The sequence below is a fragment of the Microbacterium sp. EG9 genome (assembly GCF_059759475.1).
This window is the reverse complement of the sequence record NZ_CM186217.1, coordinates 2,194,719-2,211,628: the sequence shown is the minus strand read 5'-3', so window position 1 is coordinate 2,211,628 and position 16,910 is coordinate 2,194,719. Positions and strand designations below refer to the sequence as shown.

The 16,910-nt window shown below is 70.3% G+C and carries 16 protein-coding genes; 6 read left to right on the top strand and 10 right to left on the bottom strand.

The genetic code is table 11. The features are described from left to right. Positions 1-109 precede the first annotated feature (109 nt). The 3 genes from cydB to AC6CQV_RS10415 all read right to left on the bottom strand — a co-directional run bounded on the left by cydB (position 110) and on the right by AC6CQV_RS10415 (position 3,322). On the bottom strand, positions 110-1,144 hold the full coding sequence (gene cydB / locus AC6CQV_RS10425) for a cytochrome d ubiquinol oxidase subunit II (protein WP_060959969.1): 1,035 nt from the start codon (positions 1,142-1,144) through the stop codon (positions 110-112). A gap of 8 nt (positions 1,145-1,152) precedes the next feature. Continuing rightward, a complete protein-coding gene (locus AC6CQV_RS10420) occupies positions 1,153-2,598 on the bottom strand; it encodes a cytochrome ubiquinol oxidase subunit I (RefSeq protein ID WP_060959970.1) in 1,446 nt (481 codons plus the stop codon). A gap of 100 nt (positions 2,599-2,698) precedes the next feature. Continuing rightward, positions 2,699-3,322 (bottom strand): helix-turn-helix transcriptional regulator, encoded by a 624-nt coding sequence (locus AC6CQV_RS10415; protein WP_101305774.1) that lies wholly within the window; start codon positions 3,320-3,322, stop codon positions 2,699-2,701. 124 nt (positions 3,323-3,446) lie between these two features. Between AC6CQV_RS10415 and AC6CQV_RS10410 the strand changes: the two genes are divergently transcribed. Next, positions 3,447-4,754, top strand: a complete 1,308-nt coding sequence (locus AC6CQV_RS10410) for an alpha/beta hydrolase (protein WP_498259422.1) — start codon at positions 3,447-3,449, stop codon at positions 4,752-4,754. A gap of 295 nt (positions 4,755-5,049) precedes the next feature. Here the strand turns inward: AC6CQV_RS10410 and AC6CQV_RS10405 are convergent, their stop codons facing one another. The 3 genes from AC6CQV_RS10405 to AC6CQV_RS10395 form a co-directional block, all read right to left on the bottom strand. Then, positions 5,050-5,703, bottom strand: a complete 654-nt coding sequence (locus tag AC6CQV_RS10405) for a dihydrofolate reductase family protein (RefSeq protein ID WP_061782334.1) — start codon at positions 5,701-5,703, stop codon at positions 5,050-5,052. Between the two features lie 137 nt (positions 5,704-5,840). Further along, a complete protein-coding gene (locus AC6CQV_RS10400) occupies positions 5,841-6,872 on the bottom strand; it encodes an LLM class flavin-dependent oxidoreductase (protein WP_191008022.1) in 1,032 nt (343 codons plus the stop codon). A 70-nt stretch (positions 6,873-6,942) separates the two neighbouring features. Further along, positions 6,943-7,434 carry an FBP domain-containing protein gene (locus tag AC6CQV_RS10395; protein ID WP_498259421.1) on the bottom strand — a complete coding sequence of 164 codons (492 nt, stop codon included), beginning with the start codon at positions 7,432-7,434 and terminating at the stop codon, positions 6,943-6,945. 272 nt (positions 7,435-7,706) lie between these two features. Here AC6CQV_RS10395 and AC6CQV_RS10390 point away from each other — a divergent pair, with 272 nt between their 5' ends. The 5 genes from AC6CQV_RS10390 to AC6CQV_RS10370 all read left to right on the top strand — a co-directional run bounded on the left by AC6CQV_RS10390 (position 7,707) and on the right by AC6CQV_RS10370 (position 13,494). Further along, a complete protein-coding gene (locus AC6CQV_RS10390) occupies positions 7,707-8,657 on the top strand; it encodes an aldo/keto reductase (RefSeq protein ID WP_060959975.1) in 951 nt (316 codons plus the stop codon). Between the two features lie 45 nt (positions 8,658-8,702). Beyond that, positions 8,703-9,779 (top strand): DNA glycosylase AlkZ-like family protein, encoded by a 1,077-nt coding sequence (locus tag AC6CQV_RS10385; RefSeq protein ID WP_498259420.1) that lies wholly within the window; start codon positions 8,703-8,705, stop codon positions 9,777-9,779. 15 nt (positions 9,780-9,794) lie between these two features. After that, complete coding sequence (locus AC6CQV_RS10380; RefSeq protein ID WP_498259419.1) at positions 9,795-10,760, top strand: squalene cyclase; 966 nt, start codon at positions 9,795-9,797, stop codon at positions 10,758-10,760. Between the two features lie 107 nt (positions 10,761-10,867). Continuing rightward, complete coding sequence (locus AC6CQV_RS10375) at positions 10,868-12,181, top strand: O-acetylhomoserine aminocarboxypropyltransferase/cysteine synthase family protein (RefSeq protein WP_205282415.1); 1,314 nt, start codon at positions 10,868-10,870, stop codon at positions 12,179-12,181. Next, on the top strand, positions 12,178-13,494 hold the full coding sequence (locus AC6CQV_RS10370; protein ID WP_498259418.1) for an LLM class flavin-dependent oxidoreductase: 1,317 nt from the start codon (positions 12,178-12,180) through the stop codon (positions 13,492-13,494). Before AC6CQV_RS10375 ends, AC6CQV_RS10370 begins: the two co-directional genes overlap by 4 nt. 158 nt (positions 13,495-13,652) lie before the next feature. Here the strand turns inward: AC6CQV_RS10370 and AC6CQV_RS10365 are convergent, their stop codons facing one another. From AC6CQV_RS10365 to AC6CQV_RS10350, 4 genes are read right to left on the bottom strand one after another with little or no spacing between them, the layout of a single operon-like run. Further along, positions 13,653-14,582: an ABC transporter substrate-binding protein gene (locus AC6CQV_RS10365; protein WP_060959980.1), complete on the bottom strand. Its 930-nt coding sequence runs from the start codon at positions 14,580-14,582 to the stop codon at positions 13,653-13,655. A 37-nt stretch (positions 14,583-14,619) separates the two neighbouring features. Then, a complete protein-coding gene (locus tag AC6CQV_RS10360; RefSeq protein ID WP_498259417.1) occupies positions 14,620-15,333 on the bottom strand; it encodes an ABC transporter permease in 714 nt (237 codons plus the stop codon). Next, entirely contained in the window at positions 15,330-16,037 is a 708-nt protein-coding gene (locus tag AC6CQV_RS10355) for an ABC transporter permease (RefSeq protein WP_060959982.1), read from the bottom strand. Before AC6CQV_RS10355 ends, AC6CQV_RS10360 begins: the two co-directional genes overlap by 4 nt. Further along, the gene (locus AC6CQV_RS10350; protein WP_060959983.1) at positions 16,034-16,858 is read right to left on the bottom strand and encodes an ABC transporter ATP-binding protein; all 825 of its coding nucleotides are present in this window, start codon (positions 16,856-16,858) and stop codon (positions 16,034-16,036) included. Before AC6CQV_RS10350 ends, AC6CQV_RS10355 begins: the two co-directional genes overlap by 4 nt. Positions 16,859-16,910: the final 52 nt, after the last annotated feature.

Here is a 16,910-nt window from a genome sequence, read left to right as displayed (position 1 = left end):
TGCCTCATCCTTCATCCCCCGCGAGCCGCCATCACACGGCCGAGCCGCCACGTTCCGGCCGGCCGAAGCATGTCGGCTCGAACAGAACGTGGCGGCTCGGCGGTGAGTGTCAGTGCGCTTCGGCCAGCTCGGCCTTCTCGATCGTCGAGCGGGTGATGCGCTTGCGGAACACCCAGTAGGTCCACGCCTGGTAGGCGAGCACCAGCGGCAGGAAGATCAGCGCGGCCCACGACATGATCTGCAGCGTCATGGTCGTGCTGGAGGCGTTGGAGATCGTCAGGCTGAACGCGTCGTCGGTCGTCGACGGCATCACGTACGGGAACAGGGCCAGCCACAGCGTGAGCACCGCGAAGACGATCGTCACGGCGCCGGCGGCGAAGGCCTTGCCGTCGCGGTCGGCGATGTTGAGCCACACCGACAGCAGCAGCGCGACCGCGGCGATGACGCCGCACGCGATGACGGCCCACAGCAGCGGCGCCTCGCGGCCCGCGGCGATGAAGATCGTCCAGACGACCGTGCCCGCGGCGAAGATCACGGTGGGGATCGCGAGCTTCTTGCCGAGCGCCTGCGCGTCGTGGTGCACCTGCCCGTCGGTCTTCAGGCCGACGAAGTACACGCCGTGCAGGAAGAACAGCAGCAGCGTCGTCACGCCCACCCACAGCCCATACGGGTTGAGGAGCGTGAACAGCGAACCGGTGAAGTTCTTGTCGGCGTCGATCGGCACACCCTGCACGATGTTCGCGACCGCGACGCCCCACAGCAGGGCGGGCACGGCCGAGCCGACCACGATCATCGCGTCGAAGCGGCGCTTCCACCGCAGGTCGTCGCGCTGGTGGCGGTACTCGAACGAGACGCCGCGCGCGATGAGCGCCAGCAGGATCAGCAGCAGCGGCAGGTAGAACCCGCTGAACAGCGTCGCGTACCACTCCGGGAACGCCGCGAACAGACAGGCGCCGGCGACGATGACCCAGGTCTCGTTGAGGTCCCACACGGGGCCGATCGTGTTGATCACCTGGCGGCGCGACACCTCGTCCTTGCCGAGGAAGGGCAGCGACATGCCGACACCGAAGTCGAAGCCGTCGAGCACGAAGTAGCCGACGAACAGCACTCCGACGATGAAGAACCAGAGATAGGCGAGGTCCATGTCAGCTCCTAGTAGACCGTGGACGGGGTCTGATCGACCGGGACGTCGGACGGATCGGGGTCACCGGGCTCGGGCAGCGGCTGCGGGCCCTCCTTGACCGTCTTGAAGATGAGGCCGAACTCGACCACCGCGAGGATCGCGTAGATCGCGGTGAAGGCGATGAGCGAGATCAGCACGGTCCAGCCGGGCACGTTGGGCGAGACGCCGTCCTCGGTGAGCATGAGGCCGAAGACGATCCAGGGCTGGCGTCCCATCTCGGTGAAGATCCAGCCGACGAGGATGCCGAGCAGGGCCAGCGGAGCCTGCCAGATGGCCAGCTTCCACATCCAGCCGGCGACGGGGCGCTTCGCCTTCTTGCGCGTCACCCACAGACCGGCGACGGCGATCGCCGTGGCGAGCAGGCCGAAGCCCATCATCCAGCGGAAGGCCCAGTAGGTGACCCACAGGACGGGGGCGAAGTTGCCGTCGACCTGATCCGCGAACTGCGGGAACAGCTGCGTCGTGTAGAGCTGGTTGAGGTCGTTGATGCCCTCGACGCAGCCGTTGAAGTCGTGGGTCGAGAGGAAGGCGAGCACGTAGGGGACGCGCAGCGACCACACCTCGCCGGTGCCGTCGGGCGTGCCGATCGAGAAGATCGAGAACGAGGCGTCCGCACCGCACGCGGTGTTGAACATCGCCTCCGCGGCCGCCATCTTCATGGGCTGGGTCTGCACCATCACCAGGCCCAGCTGGTCGCCCGAGAGGAACACGGCCACGAAGCCGGCGATCATCGCCCACAGTCCGAACTTCAGCGCCGGGCGCAGCATCTCGACGTTCTGCTTGCGGGCGAGGTGCCACGCGGATGCCGCGATCACGACGCCGGCGGAGAACATGATGGCCGACGAGATCGTGTGGGGGAACTGCGTCAGGGCGACCGGGTTGGTCAGCACCTGCCAGAAGTCGGCCATCTCGGCGCGGTGGCCCGCGGCCGACATCTGGTAGCCCTTGGGGTTCTGCATGAACGCGTTGGCCGCGAGGATGAAGTAGGCCGACAGCCAGGTGCCGACGACCGTCATCCAGATGGTGAGCAGGTGGATGCGGCGGGGCAGCTTGTTCCACCCGAAGATCCACAGACCGATGAACGTGGCCTCGAAGAAGAAGGCCATGAGGCCCTCGAAGGCGAGCGGGGCGCCGAAGACGTCACCGACGAAGCGGGAGTAGCTCGACCAGTTCATGCCGAACTGGAACTCCTGCACGATGCCGGTGACGATGCCCATCGCGAAGTTGATCAGGAAGATCTTCCCGAAGAAGCGCGTGAGGTGCAGCCACTTCACGTCTCCCGTGCGGTGCCAGACCGTCTGGAAGATGGCGACGAACAGCGACATGCCGAGCGTGAGCGGCACGAAGATGAAGTGGTACAGGGTCGTGAGACCGAACTGCCATCGTGCGAGCAGCAGCGGATCCAGGAAGTCCATCGTCATCCTTCCGAGGGCGGGAGTCTTCTTCGAGACTGAAGCTACACAGGGTTTTCCCAGCCTTGGAGGCGCTGGGCCGTGAAAAAGAAAAGGGTTCTGATCAGGCCGTGGCCGGGGCGAACATCAGCTGGACGACGCACTCGCGCGGGTCGCAGGAGGGGCGCATCTCGTCGACCGCGAGCGGTCCGCCGGCGGCGGCGAGCACGCTCTGCATGAGGCCCAGGTGCACCTGGCAGAGCATCTCGCGGTGCTCCGCCTGAGACGAGGCGTGCGCGCACGGGGTCAGGTCGACCGTCAGCTCCCGCTCGTCGACGAGCGGGTCGAAGCCGGCGTCGATGAGGTCCTCGACCAGGGCGTCGACCTGGTGCAGCGCGTCGGTGTCGAGCTCGGGCGCCGCGCCGGGGAGCACCCGCCGCATGAGGTCGCCGCGTTCGGCGGCGGCGCGCACCTTGCGCCGCTGGATCGGGCTCGAGGCGCGCACGCCGTCGGCCGCGCTGTAGAGCACGCGCGGACGCCCGCGGGTCGTGCGGTGCTCCGCTGCCGAGACGACGTATCCCTCGTCGATCAGGCGCTGCAGATGCTCGCGCACGGTGTTCGGATGCAGCCCCGTCGCATCGACGATCTCGGTGATCGTGCGACGCGGCTGCTCCTGCACGAGGTGCAGGATCTCGACACGTGAATAGCTGGAAATGGCGCTGTACCCAACCGGGCGACCTGTGGTCATACCTCACATTATTCACGGTGACGCCCCCCACCGCCACCCCCGAAATCCGGCGCTTTCTTCCGGTCCCGCGGAAGCTCCGCATCCGCTCAGCGCGACCTCAGGTCTGCGCCCCTAGAGTCGGAGCATGCAGATCTGGCAGTTGCCGATCATCGGTGGTGCCGTTCCGATCGTGGTCCACGCCGTGGCCGCCGTGTTCCTCGCCGTCGTCCTCGTGCGCCGGTGGGATCGACGCGCCCTCCTGTGGGCGGTGATCGGCGCGGTCGCCGGGGCCGGCCTCGCGGTGCTCGCGGTGCACCTCGTGGACCGCTCGCAGATGTTCGGCGCCGACCCGCTCCCCGCGTTCGTGCTCCAGTGGGCGGCCGGTGCGCTCGCGGCATCCGGATGGGCGATCGGGGCGATGGTCGGTGCCCGTCCGTGGCGGCGGATCGTGTCGGCGGTGGCCGTCCTCAGCTTCCTCGTCTCCGCGACGATCGGGGTCAACGCCTCCTTCGGGCTCAACCCGACGCTCGGCACCCTGTTCGGCATCGCGGTCGACAACAGCATCGACCTTCCGCACGCCGACGCCACGAAGGGGGCGGCACCCACCGTCCCGCTCGCGCAGTCGTTCGTCCCGCCCGCGGGGATGCCGCAGAAAGGCACGCGCGGAACCCAGAACATCCCCGCCACGGCATCCGGGTTCGACGCGCGTCCGGCGGGCATCTACCTCCCGCCCGCCGCCCTCGTCCCGAATGCGCCGGCGCTGCCGTTGGTGATCATGATGATGGGCCACCCCGGCAACCCCGACCCGACGGCGATCAGCGACGTGCTGGACGACTTCGCGGCGCGCAACCACGGCCTGGCGCCGATCGTGATCGTCGCGGACCAGGTGGGCTCGGCGGTCAACGACACCGCGTGCGCCGATTCGAGCGCCTACGGCCGCGCCCGCACCTACGTCACGCAGGACGTGGTGGCGTGGGCCAAGGCGAACCTGAACATCATCCAGGACCCCGCCTACTGGACGATCGCGGGGTACTCCAACGGTGGCGGCTGTGCGCTGTCGTTCGGCGCCGACTACCCCGGACTCTGGAAGAACATCCTGGACGTCTCGGGGGAGCCGTTCCCGGGCTCCGAGCAGGTGGCGAACATCACGAAGACGATCTTCGGCGGCGACGCGGCCGCGTTCGAGGCGTCCAAGCCGGTCAACGTCCTGGCCGCCGCGCCGGCGGGGACGTATGCCGGCATGACCGCGGTGTTCACCGCGGGAGCGGACGATCCGACCTATCGCGCCCATGCCGACGCCGTCGCGGCCGCCGCGCAGAAGGCCGGGATGACCGTGACGCGCTACGACATCCCCGGCGCCGGTCACACCGGCGACGCGTTGAAGCTGGGACTCGTGGAGGGGTTCGCGGTGCTGTATCCCGTGCTCGGGCTCTCCGTCACGCCCGGCGGGTGATGACGCTTTTACCTTCGCGTCGGCGTCGCGTCAAGATCGGCGACCTCAAGATCTGCGCAAGATTTCCGCAGGCCGAGAGCGCCTCGGACGGCGTTCCCGGGTCGTATGCGCGTGAATGTTGAGGATGCCGCAAGATTCGCGCCGATCGCTGTCTCGTACGAGTCGAACCACGTAGCGTCGTCAGTACGCGAGCCGGCGCCCGAAGTCGGCCAGCGCATCGATGAGGGCGATCGCCGGTCTGGGGGGATACGGCGGTCGCCTTCATCGTCCGTCCGGCACCGACGGCGGCGCGAGGTCACTCCGGCGGTCGGCTGAAGGTGATGTGGGTCACGCCGCTCTCGGCCGCTTCCGACGTCACGCGGTAGCCGTTCTCCAGCCCGCGGAGGTCGTCCCACAGGCGGATGCCGCGGCCCAGCAGGATCGGCACGACCGCCACGTGGATGTCGTCCACGAGCCCTTCGTCGAGGAAGTCGCGCGCCGTGGTGGCCCCACCGCCGATGCGGATGTCGCCGCCGCCGGCGACGGCGCGCGCCCGGGCCAGGGCGTCGTGCGGGCTCGCGTCGAGGAAGTGGAAGCTCGTGCCGTTGGCCATCTCGATCGATGCCCGGGGTGTGTGGGTGAGGACGAACACGGGGATGCGGAAGGGCGGCTCCTCGCCCCACCAGCCGCGCCACTCGGGGTCGTCGCCGTGCTCGTGCAGACCGAACATGCCGGCGCCCATGATCTCCGCGCCCAGGTCGGCGAAGTAGCGCATCGCGTAGCGGTCGTCGACGCCGGTCGTGCCGGCGCCCGACGAGTCGTGCAGCACGCGCTCGCGGAAGGTGCGGGTCGCCGTGTAGTCCCGCGTCAGCCGCATCCAGTCCTCACCGAACGGGTTCTCGGGCGTCTGGTCGGTGGTGGTGGCGAAACCGTCGAGGGAGATGTTCAGGTCGAGGCGGACGCGGCTCATGGTCACCAGCGTCGATCATCCCCGTCGCGGCGTCAATCGCCGATCCGGACGTCATGCCCGTCTGCGGAGACGCGCACCGGATTCGGATGCCGTGGCATCCGCCGTCCGAATCCGATGCGTTCCTCCGCATCCGCTCCCTACGCGGAGGCGAGGGTGGACTGCCAGCCGAGCGCCGGGGCGACGTGGCGGGCGAAGGACTCGATGATCCGCAGGTTGAACTCCACACCCAGCTGGCTGGGGATGGTGAGCATGAGGGTGTCGGCGGACATGACCGCGGCATCCTGTCGCAGCTGCTCGACGAGCACGTCGGGCGCCGCGGCGTAGGTCTTGCCGAAGGTCGAGCGGAAGCCGTCGATGTAGCCGATGCCGTCGCCCTCCTGGCTGTGGCCGAAGTACAGCTCGTCCTCCGCGGTCGTGATCGGGAACACGGAGCGGCTCACCGAGACGCGGGGCGTGCCGGCGTGCCCGGCCTCGGCCCAGGCGGCGCGGAAGCGGTCGATCTGCTCGGCCTGCAGGATGTCGAAGGGGCGGCCGTCCGCCTCGGTGACGAGGGTCGAGGACATGAGGTTGAGGCCCGTGCGCCCCGCCCACTCGGCCGTGTCACGCGAGCCCGCGCCCCACCACACGCGCGAGCGCAGCCCGGGCGAATGCGGCTCGATGCGCTGCAGGCCGTGGCCGCCGCCGAACGGGGAGTTCGCGTCGCGCTCGGCGAGGCCCTCGCCGTCGATCGCGCGGAGGAAGAGGTCCATGTGCTCGCGGGCGAGGTCGGCCCCGCGGGGGTCTGCCCCGGTGTAGCCGAACTTCTCGTAGCCGCGCACGACCGTCTCGGGTGAGCCGCGGCTCACGCCGAGCGCCAGGCGCCCGTCGGAGATGAGGTCGACGGCGGCGGCCTCCTCGGCGAGGTAGAGCGGGTTCTCGTAGCGCATGTCGATGACGCCGGTGCCCACCTCGATCCGCTTCGTCTTGGCGGCCATCGCCGACAGCAGCGGCATGGGGGCGGCCTGCTGGCGCGCGAAGTGGTGCACGCGCACCGCGACGCCGTTGACGCCGAGGTCGTCCATGCCCTGCGCGAGGTCGATCGCCTGGTGCAGCATGTCGCCGGCGGTGAGCTCGCGCCCGCCGCCGAGCGGGCCGTAGTGGCCGAAGGAGAGGGTTCCGAAGCGTTGCATGATGGGGGCAACGTTACGCTTCCCGCATCCATTCCACTGAATGGATGTCGCGGCCGCCGTAGGTCCGCCTCTATCGCCCGTCGCGCACGCTGCGGACGAACGCCTCGACGTTCGCGCGCAGCGCGGCGATGCGCGCCGCGCGCGCGGCTTCCACGTCGAACCCGACGTAGGCCGACGCGGGACGACGGCGCGCGTTGTCGTTGCACTGGAAGCGGTCGCACGCGAGCGTGCCGACCGTGTCGCCGCGGCGTCCGGCGTCACCCACGCGCTTCGCGGTGAACAGCAGCACGTCGTTCGGCAGGTGGATGTCGGCGCACCACGAGCATTGCGCGCGGCTCTTCGGCCGGGTGTCGGCCTGGCGCAGCAGCAGGCCGGTGGGCTCGCCGTCGAGCTCGACGACGACGTAGCCGACCAGCGCCAGCTTGCGGTCGCGGGTGCCGTAGAACTGCCGGGAGTCCCAGTCCGTGTCCGGGAAGTCGGACGGCAGGGTGAGGCTGCGGCGTTCGGACTGGGTGACGTTGATGAGCGAGGCGCGGATCTGCGCTTCGGTGAGTGCGTGCATGAGCATGCCCTTCGGTGAGAGTCGTGCGAAGGCGGATGCCGCGGCGGCATCCGTGACGGAAGGTCGACGATCAGCGCCGGCCGCGTGCGAGACGCGGCTCACGGCGCCGGGGCGACGTCACCTCTCATCGGCGAAGAGCTCGCCGATGACCTCCCTCTGGCCCGCACGGCGGGGGCCGTTCCCGATACTCACCCCTCCAGCGTACGCGTCCGGCCCTGCAACAGATCGGAATGCGCGGAACACGTCCGCCACGGCGGTGGTTGGATCGATGTATGACCCGCATCGCGCACACCGACATCGACGTCTTCCCCCTCGCCCTCGGCGGCAACGTGTTCGGCTGGACGGCCGACCGCGAGGAGTCCTTCCGCATCCTCGACGCGTTCCACGCCGGCGGCGGCACCTTCATCGACACCGCCGACTCCTACAGCGCCTGGGCTCCCGGCCACAGCGGCGGCGAGAGCGAGACGATCATCGGTGCCTGGCTGGCCGAGCGCGGCCACGGCGACGTCACCGTCGCGACGAAGGTCAGCCAGCATCCGCAGTTCAAAGGGCTCGCGGCATCCACCGTGCGCGCCGCCGCGGAGGCGTCGCTCGAGCGGCTCGGCGTCGAGTCGATCGACCTCTATTACGCCCACTTCGACGACGCCGAGACGCCGTTGGAAGAGACGGTCGCGGCCTTCGGCCAGCTGGTGTCCGACGGCCTCGTCCGCTACACCGCCGTGTCGAACTACTCGGCCGACCGCATCCGCGAGTGGGTGCGCATCGCCCGTGAGCTGGGCGTCGCCGAGCCGGTCGCGATCCAGCCGCACTACAACCTCGTGCACCGCGAGACCGAGGACGACATCGTGCCGGTCGCCGAGGAGTTCGGCCTGTCGCTGGTGCCCTACTTCTCGCTCGCGAAGGGCTTCCTGACGGGCAAGTACCGCTCGACGGATGCCGCGGCCCACGACACCCCGCGCGCGCAGGGCGCCGCGGTGTACGCGACCCCGCAGGGCCTGCAGATCATCCAGGTGCTGGAGCGCATCGGCACGGCCCACGACGTCTCGATCGCCGCGACCGCCCTCGGCTGGCTGCGCGCGAAGCCGACCGTCGTCGCCCCGATCGCGTCGGCGTCGAAGCTGTCGCAGGTCGCCGATCTGCTCGACGGCGGTCGTGTGGAGCTCACGGCCGACGAGGTCGCCGAGCTCGACGAGGTCTCGGAGTGGACGCCCACCGACATGTGAGCCCCCGGGCTGCGCGGTGTCGGATGCGGCGGGTACCGTGGCGGCATGCATCACCTGAGCCGGGAGCAGGCGCGCCGCATCGCCGTGCGGGCGCAGCTGCTCGACGCCGATCGTCCCGGAGACGTGGTCGAGGTCGGCGAGCAGCTCGGGTCCATCAAGATCGACCCGACGGCCACGATCGCGCCCGCCGAGCAGACGATCCCGTTCAGCCGCATCGGCTGGGGCTACGAGCCCGGTCAGCTCGTGAAGGCGGTCGAGGACGACCGGGCGCTGTTCGAATTCGACGGCCAGTTCCACGCGGCATCCCTGCTGCCCGCGATGCTCGCGCGGATGCGCGCTCGGGTCTTCCGCGCGCAGGCGGCGGGCTGGCTGGAGGCCAACGCGCGCTTCCGCGCCGACGTGATCGCGCGCCTCCGCGCCGACGGCCCGCTGCTGGCCGGTCAGATCGACGACACCAGCCAGGTCGCACACAAAGACGAGGCCGGCTGGTACGGCTCGAACCAGGTGCCCAGGATGCTCGACCTGCTGTCGTACATCGGCGAGACCGCGGTCGTCCGTCGGGAGGGCCGCCAGCGCGTGTGGGACCTCGGCGAACGCGTGTACGCCGACGTCCCTGTGATCGACCCCGACGAGGCGACGGCGCTGCTCGAGGAGCGCCGGCTGCAGGCGGCCGGCATCGCCCGCCAGAAGTCCCGGTGGACCCCGGTGGGGATGGCGGGGGAGCCCGCGACCGTCGAGGGCTCGTCGTGGTCGTGGCGCGTCGATCCGGCGGCGCTGGCGGCTCTCGACGACGACGCCGGCGGTCGCGTCGCGATCCTCAACCCCTACGACGGCATGCTCTTCGACCGTCCGCGCCTGACCGAGCTCTTCGCGTTCGAGTTCGTGCTCGAGCAGTTCAAGCCGAAGGCGCAGCGCCGGTACGGATACTTCGCGCATCCCATCCTCATCGGCGACGGTTTCGTGGGGCTGCTCGACGCCGAGCTCGACAAGAAGAAGGAGAACCTCGTCGTCACCGCCGTGCACGAGTTCACGCCGCTGGAGCCGGAGGAGCGCGAGATGGTGGATGCCGAGATCGACGACCTCGCCGGATGGCTGGGTGTGCCCGTGCAGCGGGCGCGGTGAGAGGAGCGGGGCCGCATGATCGACGACGCCGTCCGTGACTGGCTGCTGGATTCAGACCCCACGTTGCGATGGCAGGTGCAGCGCGACCTGCTCGATCTGCCGGAGGACGTGTGGGCGCGCACGCGGTCGCGGATCGCCGTCGAGGGCGACGGTGCGCGCCTGCTCGCGCACCAGGATGCCGACGGCCGGTGGGCGGGGGGAGCGTTCTTTCCCGCCGACTTCGACGTCGACACGCAGGGTCAGACGCCCGGCCAGCCGTACACCGCGACCACCTGGACCCTGACGACCCTCCGCGAGTGGGGCACCGATGCGGGCGCGCTCGGAGACACCGCCGATCGGCTGGAACGCAGCGCCCGGTGGGAGTACGACGATCTGCCCTACTGGGACGGTGAGGTCGACGTGTGCATCAACGCCATGACGCTCGCCAACGGCGCGTGGCTGGGGCGCGACATGTCGGCGCTGGCGGCGTGGTTTCCCGCGCACCAGCTCGCCGACGGCGGGTGGAACTGCGAATGGGTCGACGGTTCGGTGCGGTCGTCGTTCCACTCGACGATCAACGCCGTCCGCGGACTCCTCGCCTACGAGCAGCTCACCGGTGACGCCTCCCTCGCGGCCTCGCGCCGGCGGGGCGAGGAGTACCTGCTCGCACGCCGCCTGCGCACCCGCCTGTCGACGGGGGAGCAGGTCGGGCCGTGGACCGACGTCATCGTCCATCCTTACCGGGCGCCCTTCACCGCGCTCAAGGCGATCGACCACGTGACGGCCGCTGCGATGCACGACGGCATCCCGCCCGATCCCCGCGCCGCCGACAGCATCGCGATCGTGCGCGCCGCCCGCCGCCCCGACGGCACGTGGCTCCAGGGCCATCACTTCGCCGGCGACGTCTGGTTCCCGCTCGACGTCGCCGTGGGCGAGCCGTCGAAGTGGGTCACCTTCCTCGCGCTGCGTGCGCTGCGACGCTGGGATGCCGCGTACGGCTGACGCGCGACGCGTCACACGACGAAACGCGATTCGCCCGTGACCGCGCCGTCCCGAGACGATGGGGACGTCGACGCGTCCCGAGCCGTCGGCGCGGACAGGAGGACGCCATGAGCAGGCGAGGATTCGCGACCCGACAGGTGCACGAGCGCGCACGCCGCGACGGCGACGCCCGGATCGCGACGTCCCGCGCGACGCCCATCTACCTGACCGCCGGTTTCGAGTTCGGCGAGTACGACGACGCGGCCGCGCACTTCGGTCGCGGCGAGGGCTACGCCTACACGCGCATCGGCAATCCGACCGTCGACGCCGTCGAGCACACCCTCGCCGCCCTCGAGGGCGGGTCGCAGGCGCTCCTGCTCGCGAGCGGCCAGGCCGCCACCACGGTCGCCTTGCTCGGACTGCTCGAGGCGGGCCAGCACGTCGTGTCCTCGACGCACGTGTACGAGGGCACCCGGGGCCTGCTGCGCGACAACCTCTCGCGGTTGGGCATCACGACGACCTTCGTCTCCGAGATCGACGACCTCGAGGCGTGGGAGGCCGCGATCCTGCCCACCACGCGCGTGCTGTTCGCCGAGTCCATCTCGAACGCCAGCAACCGCCTCGTCGACATCCCGGCGCTCGCCGACCTCGCGCACCGCCACGGGATCGCCCTGGTCATCGACAACACGTTCGCCACCCCGTACCTCGTCCGTCCGCTGGAGCTCGGCGCCGACGTCGTCGTCCACTCGGCGAGCAAGTTCCTCGCCGGGCACGGCAGCGTGCTGGGGGGAGCGATCGTCGACAGCGGTCGCCTCGACGAGACCAGCCTCGGACGGTTCTACCCGCATCTGACGGCGCCCGGTCGCGGCGGTGTCCCGAGCGTGTTCGAGCGGGTGGGCGGCGATGCGCGGATCGCGTATGCGCGCGAGGCCGTCGCTCCCCGGTTCGGTCCCACGCCGTCGCCGCTGAACGCCTTCCTGATCGGGCAGGGCATCGAGACGCTGAGCCTGCGCGTCGAGCGGCAGAGCGCGAACGCGCTCGCGGTCGCGCAGTGGTTGGCGGGACGTCCGGAGGTGGCCTCCGTCGACTACGTCGGGCTCCCCGCCCACCGCGACCACCATCTCGCGCTGCGCGACCTCCCGGACGGCTTCGGATCCGTGTTCAGCTTCACGCTCCACGGCGACGCCGACACGGCCCGCGCGTTCGTCGAGGCCCTGGAGGTCTTCACCCACATGACCCACCTCGGCGACGTGCGGTCGCTGGTGCTGCACCCGGCATCCACGTCGCACGCCGCGCTCACGGATGCCGAGCGCGCCGCCGTGGGCGTGCACGACGGCACGCTGCGCGTGTCGATCGGCATCGAGGACGCCGCCGACCTCATCGACGACCTGTCGCACGCGCTCACCGTCGCCAGCGACGTGCCGGTCGCGGTCCTGGCATGACGCGTCCGCAGCACTTCGGCTGGTTCCTCGCGCGCGGCTTCGGGCCGCACGGGTGGGGTCATCCGTACCTGGACTGGAACTGGGACTGGACGCGGCCCGAGCTGTATCAGCAGTCCGTCCGCGAGCTCGAGCGCGCGGGGTTCGAGTTCGTGCTCATCGAGGACGCGCCCTCGCTCGGGTCGCCGGACACGATCGACCTGCGCATCCGTCACGCCTTCGGCGGTCCCAAGCTCGACCCGCTGCTGCTCGCCCCCTACCTCTTCCAGGCGACGCAGCGCCTCGGCGTGATCCCGACGGTCAACCCCGCCGCGTACCTGCCCTACACCGCGGCCCGCCAGTTCGCCACGCTGCAGCACCTGAGCGGCGACCGGCTGGGGCTGAACGTCGTGACCGACACCGGCAGTGCGCGCCATTTCGGCGATGCCGCGCCGCTGGGCCACGACGCCTCCTACGACCGCGCGGAGGAATGGCTGGCCGGTCTGCGGGAGCTGTGGAACTCGTGGGGGGAGGGCGCTCTCGTGCGCGATGCCGCGACCGGCGTCTACGCCGATGGCACCCGGCTCGACGCCGTCCGCCACCGCGGCGAGTACTTCGCCTTCGACGGTCCGCTCAACGCCGTGCCCTTCACCCGCGGGGAGCCGGTGATCGCCTCTCCGGGCGGGTCGGGCCGCGGGCTCGCGTTCGCGGGGGCGAACTCCGACATCCAGTTGGCGCTCGCTCCGCTCACCGAGCAGAGCGTCCGCGCGTACCGCGCGAAGATCCACGCCGCCGCGGTGGAGCGCGGGCGTGCGCCGTCGGATGTGACGGTGATGTTCGCCATCTCACCGGTGATCGTGTCGTCGCCGGAGGAGGCCGATCGCCTGGTCGCCGCCTCCGCGCGGCCCGACGACGACGCGCTGCGCCTGATCGCGCAGCGCCAGTCCAGCGACCTGGAGACCGATCTGACCGCGCTCGAGCTCGACGCGCCGCTGCCGGCGGGACTGTTCGCGGATCACGTCTCGCAGGGATCCCTGCGTCGGCTCATCGGCGATCGGGATGCCGCGACCGCGCCGTTGCGCGCGCACCTGACCGCGCTCGCGCGGCTGGGGCGGATCTCGGACCGGTCGGGCTTCGTCGGTACGGCGGAGGAGTTCGCCGACCTCATCGAGGAGCTCGGCGACTGGGGAAACGACGGCGTGTTGCTGTGGGGCGACCTGCATCCCGTGACGATCCACCGCACGCTCGACGAGCTGGTTCCCGTGCTGCGTCGCCGCGGCATCCTCCGCGACGAGCTCTCGGACGGCGGCTTGCGGGCGAACCTGCAGTCGTTCTGACGCCGCTCCGGCCGCCACGGGCGAGGGGCGTTTCGACTCGCTGCGCTCTGCGTTTCGACTCGCTGCGCTCGCTCAACGACCGGGAGTTTGTAGCCCGGTCGTTGAGCGAGGAGCGCAGCGACGAGTCGAAACGCAGACGAGTCGAAACGCCCGACGCCTCAGCTCAGGCCGTTGGCCTTCAGCCAGGCGGCGGCGATGTCCTTCGTCGACTTCTGATCGACCTTGGACTCGACGTTGAGGGCGACCAGGCCCTCGGGCGTCAGCTTCGCGTTGACCGCGTTGATGACATCCGCCGCGTCGGCGGGGAACGAGCTGCTCACGAGCGGGACGACGTGCGACGCGAGGAAGAGGCCCTTGGGGTCTTCCAGCGTGACGAGGTTCTTCGTCTTGATGCTCGGGTCGGCGCTGTAGACGTCGGCGAGCTGGACGCCGCCGGCGACGAGCTCGTCGACCGTGGTGTCCGCCGTCGCGCTGAAGCTCACGGTGACGCCGTACTTGTCCTTCAGGCCGGTGGGGCCGTAGGGGCGCTGCTCGAGCTCGGGCGCCCCGCCGAGCACGAGGTTCGGGACGTTGGCCAGGTCGGCGATCGAGGTGAGGTTGTGCTCCGCGGCGAAGGCCGCGGTCACGTTGTACGAGTCCTGGTCGGTCGCCGAAGCCTGGTCGAGGACGCTGAGACCCTCGGGCAGCGCCTTCTTGAGTGCCGCGTAGACGTCCTCGGTGGTGGTGGCGGTGGTGTTCTTGTCGAAGTACTGCAGCAGGTTGCCGGTGTACTCCGGCGTCAGCGAGATGGTGCCGTTCTGCAGCGACGGCACGATGGCGTCGCGCTGGCCGATGTTGAACTTGCGCTCCACCGTGTAGCCCGCGCCCTCGAGCGCCTGGGCGTAGATCTCGGCGATGACCTCGTTGGAGTAGTACGCCTGAGAGCCGATGGTGATGGTGGAGGCCGAGCCGGTCGCGTCGCCGGTGGCGGCGGGCTGCTCGAGGGAGCTGCTGGAGCCGCAGCCGGTGAGGGCGAGGGCGGTCACGGTGAGCGCTGTCGCCGCCAGGGCGAGCCGCGCTCCGAGACGGGAGGTGCGCAGTGCGGACATGAGAGGTGCCTTTCGTTGGGTGCTGTGGGAGGGAGGGTCAGGATGCCGTCGCGGCCCGGGCCACGGGGCGCGAACGCGCCGTGCGGGCGGCGACGCCGCGGGGGACGACGATGCGCTGCAGCAGGGCGAACACGCCGTCGAGGACGAGGGCCAGCACGACGACGAGGATCGAGGCCCCGAGGATCTGGGCGGTGTCGCGCAGCTGGATGCCCTGGATGATGTAGAAGCCGAGGCCGCCCAAGCCGACGTAGGTGGCGATGGTCACGGTGGCGACCACCTGCAGTGTGGCCGAGCGCAGGCCGCCGATCAGCAGGGGCAGACCGAGGGGCACCTCCACCTTCCACAGGATCTGGCGGCCGGTCATGCCGACGGCCCGCGCGGCGGAGATGGTCGAGCGGTCGATCGCCTCGAACCCCGCGTAGGCCCCCGCGAGGATCGACGGGATCGCGAGGATCACGAACGCGACGACCGCGGCCTGGCTCTTGTAGACGACGCCGACGAGGAGGTAGAGCAGCACGACGAGTCCGAGCGTGGGGATGGCGCGCGCGGCGCCCGAGAGGGCGACGGCGAACTCGCGCCCGCGGCCGGTGTGCCCGATGGCCCACCCGGCAGGGATCGCGATCAGTGCGGCGATGAGCACCGAGCCGAACGTGAAGGCGAGGTGCTGGGCGATCGCCTCGAGCAGGGGCAGCGACCCGGTGAGGCGGTCGGGGGAGAAGATCCACGCGAAGGCGTCGGCGAACAGATTCATGCGGCCTCCGCGGAGTCGAGCCGACGGGCGGCGAGACGGCGCAGTGCGCGGCGCTCGGCCCGGCTGCCGTCGCGTCGCGGCATCCACGGCATGAGCACGCGTCCGGCGAGGACGAGCAGGAGGTCGAAGACGAGCGCGATGACCACGACGATCACCACGCCCGCCAGCACCTCGGGGATGATCCGGCGCTGGAGCCCGTTGGTGAAGAGGTAGCCGAGGTTCTCGACGCCGATGAGGATGCCGACGGTCGCGAGCGCGATCGTGGAGGTCGCGGTGACGCGCAGGCCGGCCAGCAGCACCGGGCCGGCGAGCGGGAGGTCGACCGTCCAGAACCGTCGCCACGGGCCGTAGCCGACGGCGATCGCGGCGTCGCGGGTGGCGGCGTCGACGGAGTCGAGTCCATCGGTGACCGAGCGCGTCATGATCGCCACGCCGTAGACGGTCAGCGCGATCACGAGGTTGCTCTCGGAGAGATAGGGGATGCCGAAGACCGCCCACAGCAGCGCGAACAGTCCCAGTGAGGGGATCGTGTACAGCAGCCCGATCGTGGTGAGCACCGACCCGCGCAGCGCCGTGTACCGCCAGGCGAGCCAGCCGAGGGGGAGCGCGATGACGAAGGCGGCGACGATCGCGATCGCGCTCTGGCGCAGGTGCGCGAGCGCCAGCGAGCCGATCAGATCGAGGTTGTTCGCGACCCAGTTCATGGCACCCCGTCGACGAGCACGCCCTGTGCCCGGCCCGCGGCATCCACGAGCACCGTGCCGTGCGCGGTCTTCTTCGGCGTCAGCGCGCGCGATCCGCGCTCGACCCCCACGAACTCGGCGACGAACGCGCTGGCGGGGTTCTCGATGATCTCGTCGGGCGTGCCGACCTGCGCGATGTGCGCGCCCTTCTCGAGGATCACGACCTGGTCGCCGAGGAGGAACGCCTCGTCGATGTCGTGCGTGACGAAGACGACCGTCTTGTCGAGGTCGCGCTGCAGGCGACGCGTCTCGGTCTGCAGCTCCTTGCGCACGATGGGATCCACCGCGCCGAAGGGCTCGTCCATCAGCAGGATGTTGGGATCGGCCGCGAGTCCGCGCGCGACGCCGACGCGCTGCTGCTGGCCGCCGGACAGCTGGCGGGGATAGCGGTCGGCGAGCGCGCGATCGAGTCCGACGATGTCGAGCAGCTCGAGCGCACGCGCACGCGCCTGCTTCTTGGGCGTGCCGTTGAGGATCGGGACGGTCGCGACGTTGTCGAGGACGCTGAAGTGGGGCAGCAGCCCCGCGCTCTGCAGGACGTAGCCGATGCCCCGGCGCAGCTGCACCGGATCGCGGTCGCGGATCGATTCGCCGTCGATCGTGATCTCGCCGCTCGTCGGCTCGACGAGGCGGTTGATCATGCGCAGGAGCGTCGTCTTGCCGCATCCGGACGAGCCGACGAAGACCGTCGTCTTGTGGGCGGGCAGGACGAGGCTGAAGTCGTCCACCGCGACGGTGCCGTCAGCGAATCGCTTCGTGACGGAGCGGAACTCGATCGCCATACGTCCTCCGGGCTCGGATTCAACCACCCAACCACATACCCCCGACACGGCG

Excerpts from the sequence above, each read along its gene's own strand:
- AC6CQV_RS10395 (WP_498259421.1), bottom strand. The coding sequence starts at position 7,434 with ATGCACGCACTCACCGAAGCGCAGATCCGCGCCTCGCTCATCAACGTC.
- AC6CQV_RS10390 (WP_060959975.1), top strand. The coding sequence starts at position 7,707 with ATGACCCGCATCGCGCACACCGACATCGACGTCTTCCCCCTCGCCCTC.
- AC6CQV_RS10380 (WP_498259419.1), top strand. The coding sequence starts at position 9,795 with ATGATCGACGACGCCGTCCGTGACTGGCTGCTGGATTCAGACCCCACG.
- AC6CQV_RS10385 (WP_498259420.1), top strand. The coding sequence starts at position 8,703 with ATGCATCACCTGAGCCGGGAGCAGGCGCGCCGCATCGCCGTGCGGGCG.
- AC6CQV_RS10405 (WP_061782334.1), bottom strand. The coding sequence starts at position 5,703 with ATGAGCCGCGTCCGCCTCGACCTGAACATCTCCCTCGACGGTTTCGCC.
- AC6CQV_RS10360 (WP_498259417.1), bottom strand. The coding sequence starts at position 15,333 with ATGAATCTGTTCGCCGACGCCTTCGCGTGGATCTTCTCCCCCGACCGC.
- AC6CQV_RS10400 (WP_191008022.1), bottom strand. The coding sequence starts at position 6,872 with ATGCAACGCTTCGGAACCCTCTCCTTCGGCCACTACGGCCCGCTCGGC.
- AC6CQV_RS10410 (WP_498259422.1), top strand. The coding sequence starts at position 3,447 with ATGCAGATCTGGCAGTTGCCGATCATCGGTGGTGCCGTTCCGATCGTG.
- cydB (WP_060959969.1), bottom strand. The coding sequence starts at position 1,144 with ATGGACCTCGCCTATCTCTGGTTCTTCATCGTCGGAGTGCTGTTCGTC.
- AC6CQV_RS10420 (WP_060959970.1), bottom strand. The coding sequence starts at position 2,598 with ATGGACTTCCTGGATCCGCTGCTGCTCGCACGATGGCAGTTCGGTCTC.
- AC6CQV_RS10365 (WP_060959980.1), bottom strand. The coding sequence starts at position 14,582 with ATGTCCGCACTGCGCACCTCCCGTCTCGGAGCGCGGCTCGCCCTGGCG.
- AC6CQV_RS10415 (WP_101305774.1), bottom strand. The coding sequence starts at position 3,322 with ATGACCACAGGTCGCCCGGTTGGGTACAGCGCCATTTCCAGCTATTCA.
- AC6CQV_RS10350 (WP_060959983.1), bottom strand. The coding sequence starts at position 16,858 with ATGGCGATCGAGTTCCGCTCCGTCACGAAGCGATTCGCTGACGGCACC.
- AC6CQV_RS10375 (WP_205282415.1), top strand. The coding sequence starts at position 10,868 with ATGAGCAGGCGAGGATTCGCGACCCGACAGGTGCACGAGCGCGCACGC.
- AC6CQV_RS10370 (WP_498259418.1), top strand. The coding sequence starts at position 12,178 with ATGACGCGTCCGCAGCACTTCGGCTGGTTCCTCGCGCGCGGCTTCGGG.
- AC6CQV_RS10355 (WP_060959982.1), bottom strand. The coding sequence starts at position 16,037 with ATGAACTGGGTCGCGAACAACCTCGATCTGATCGGCTCGCTGGCGCTC.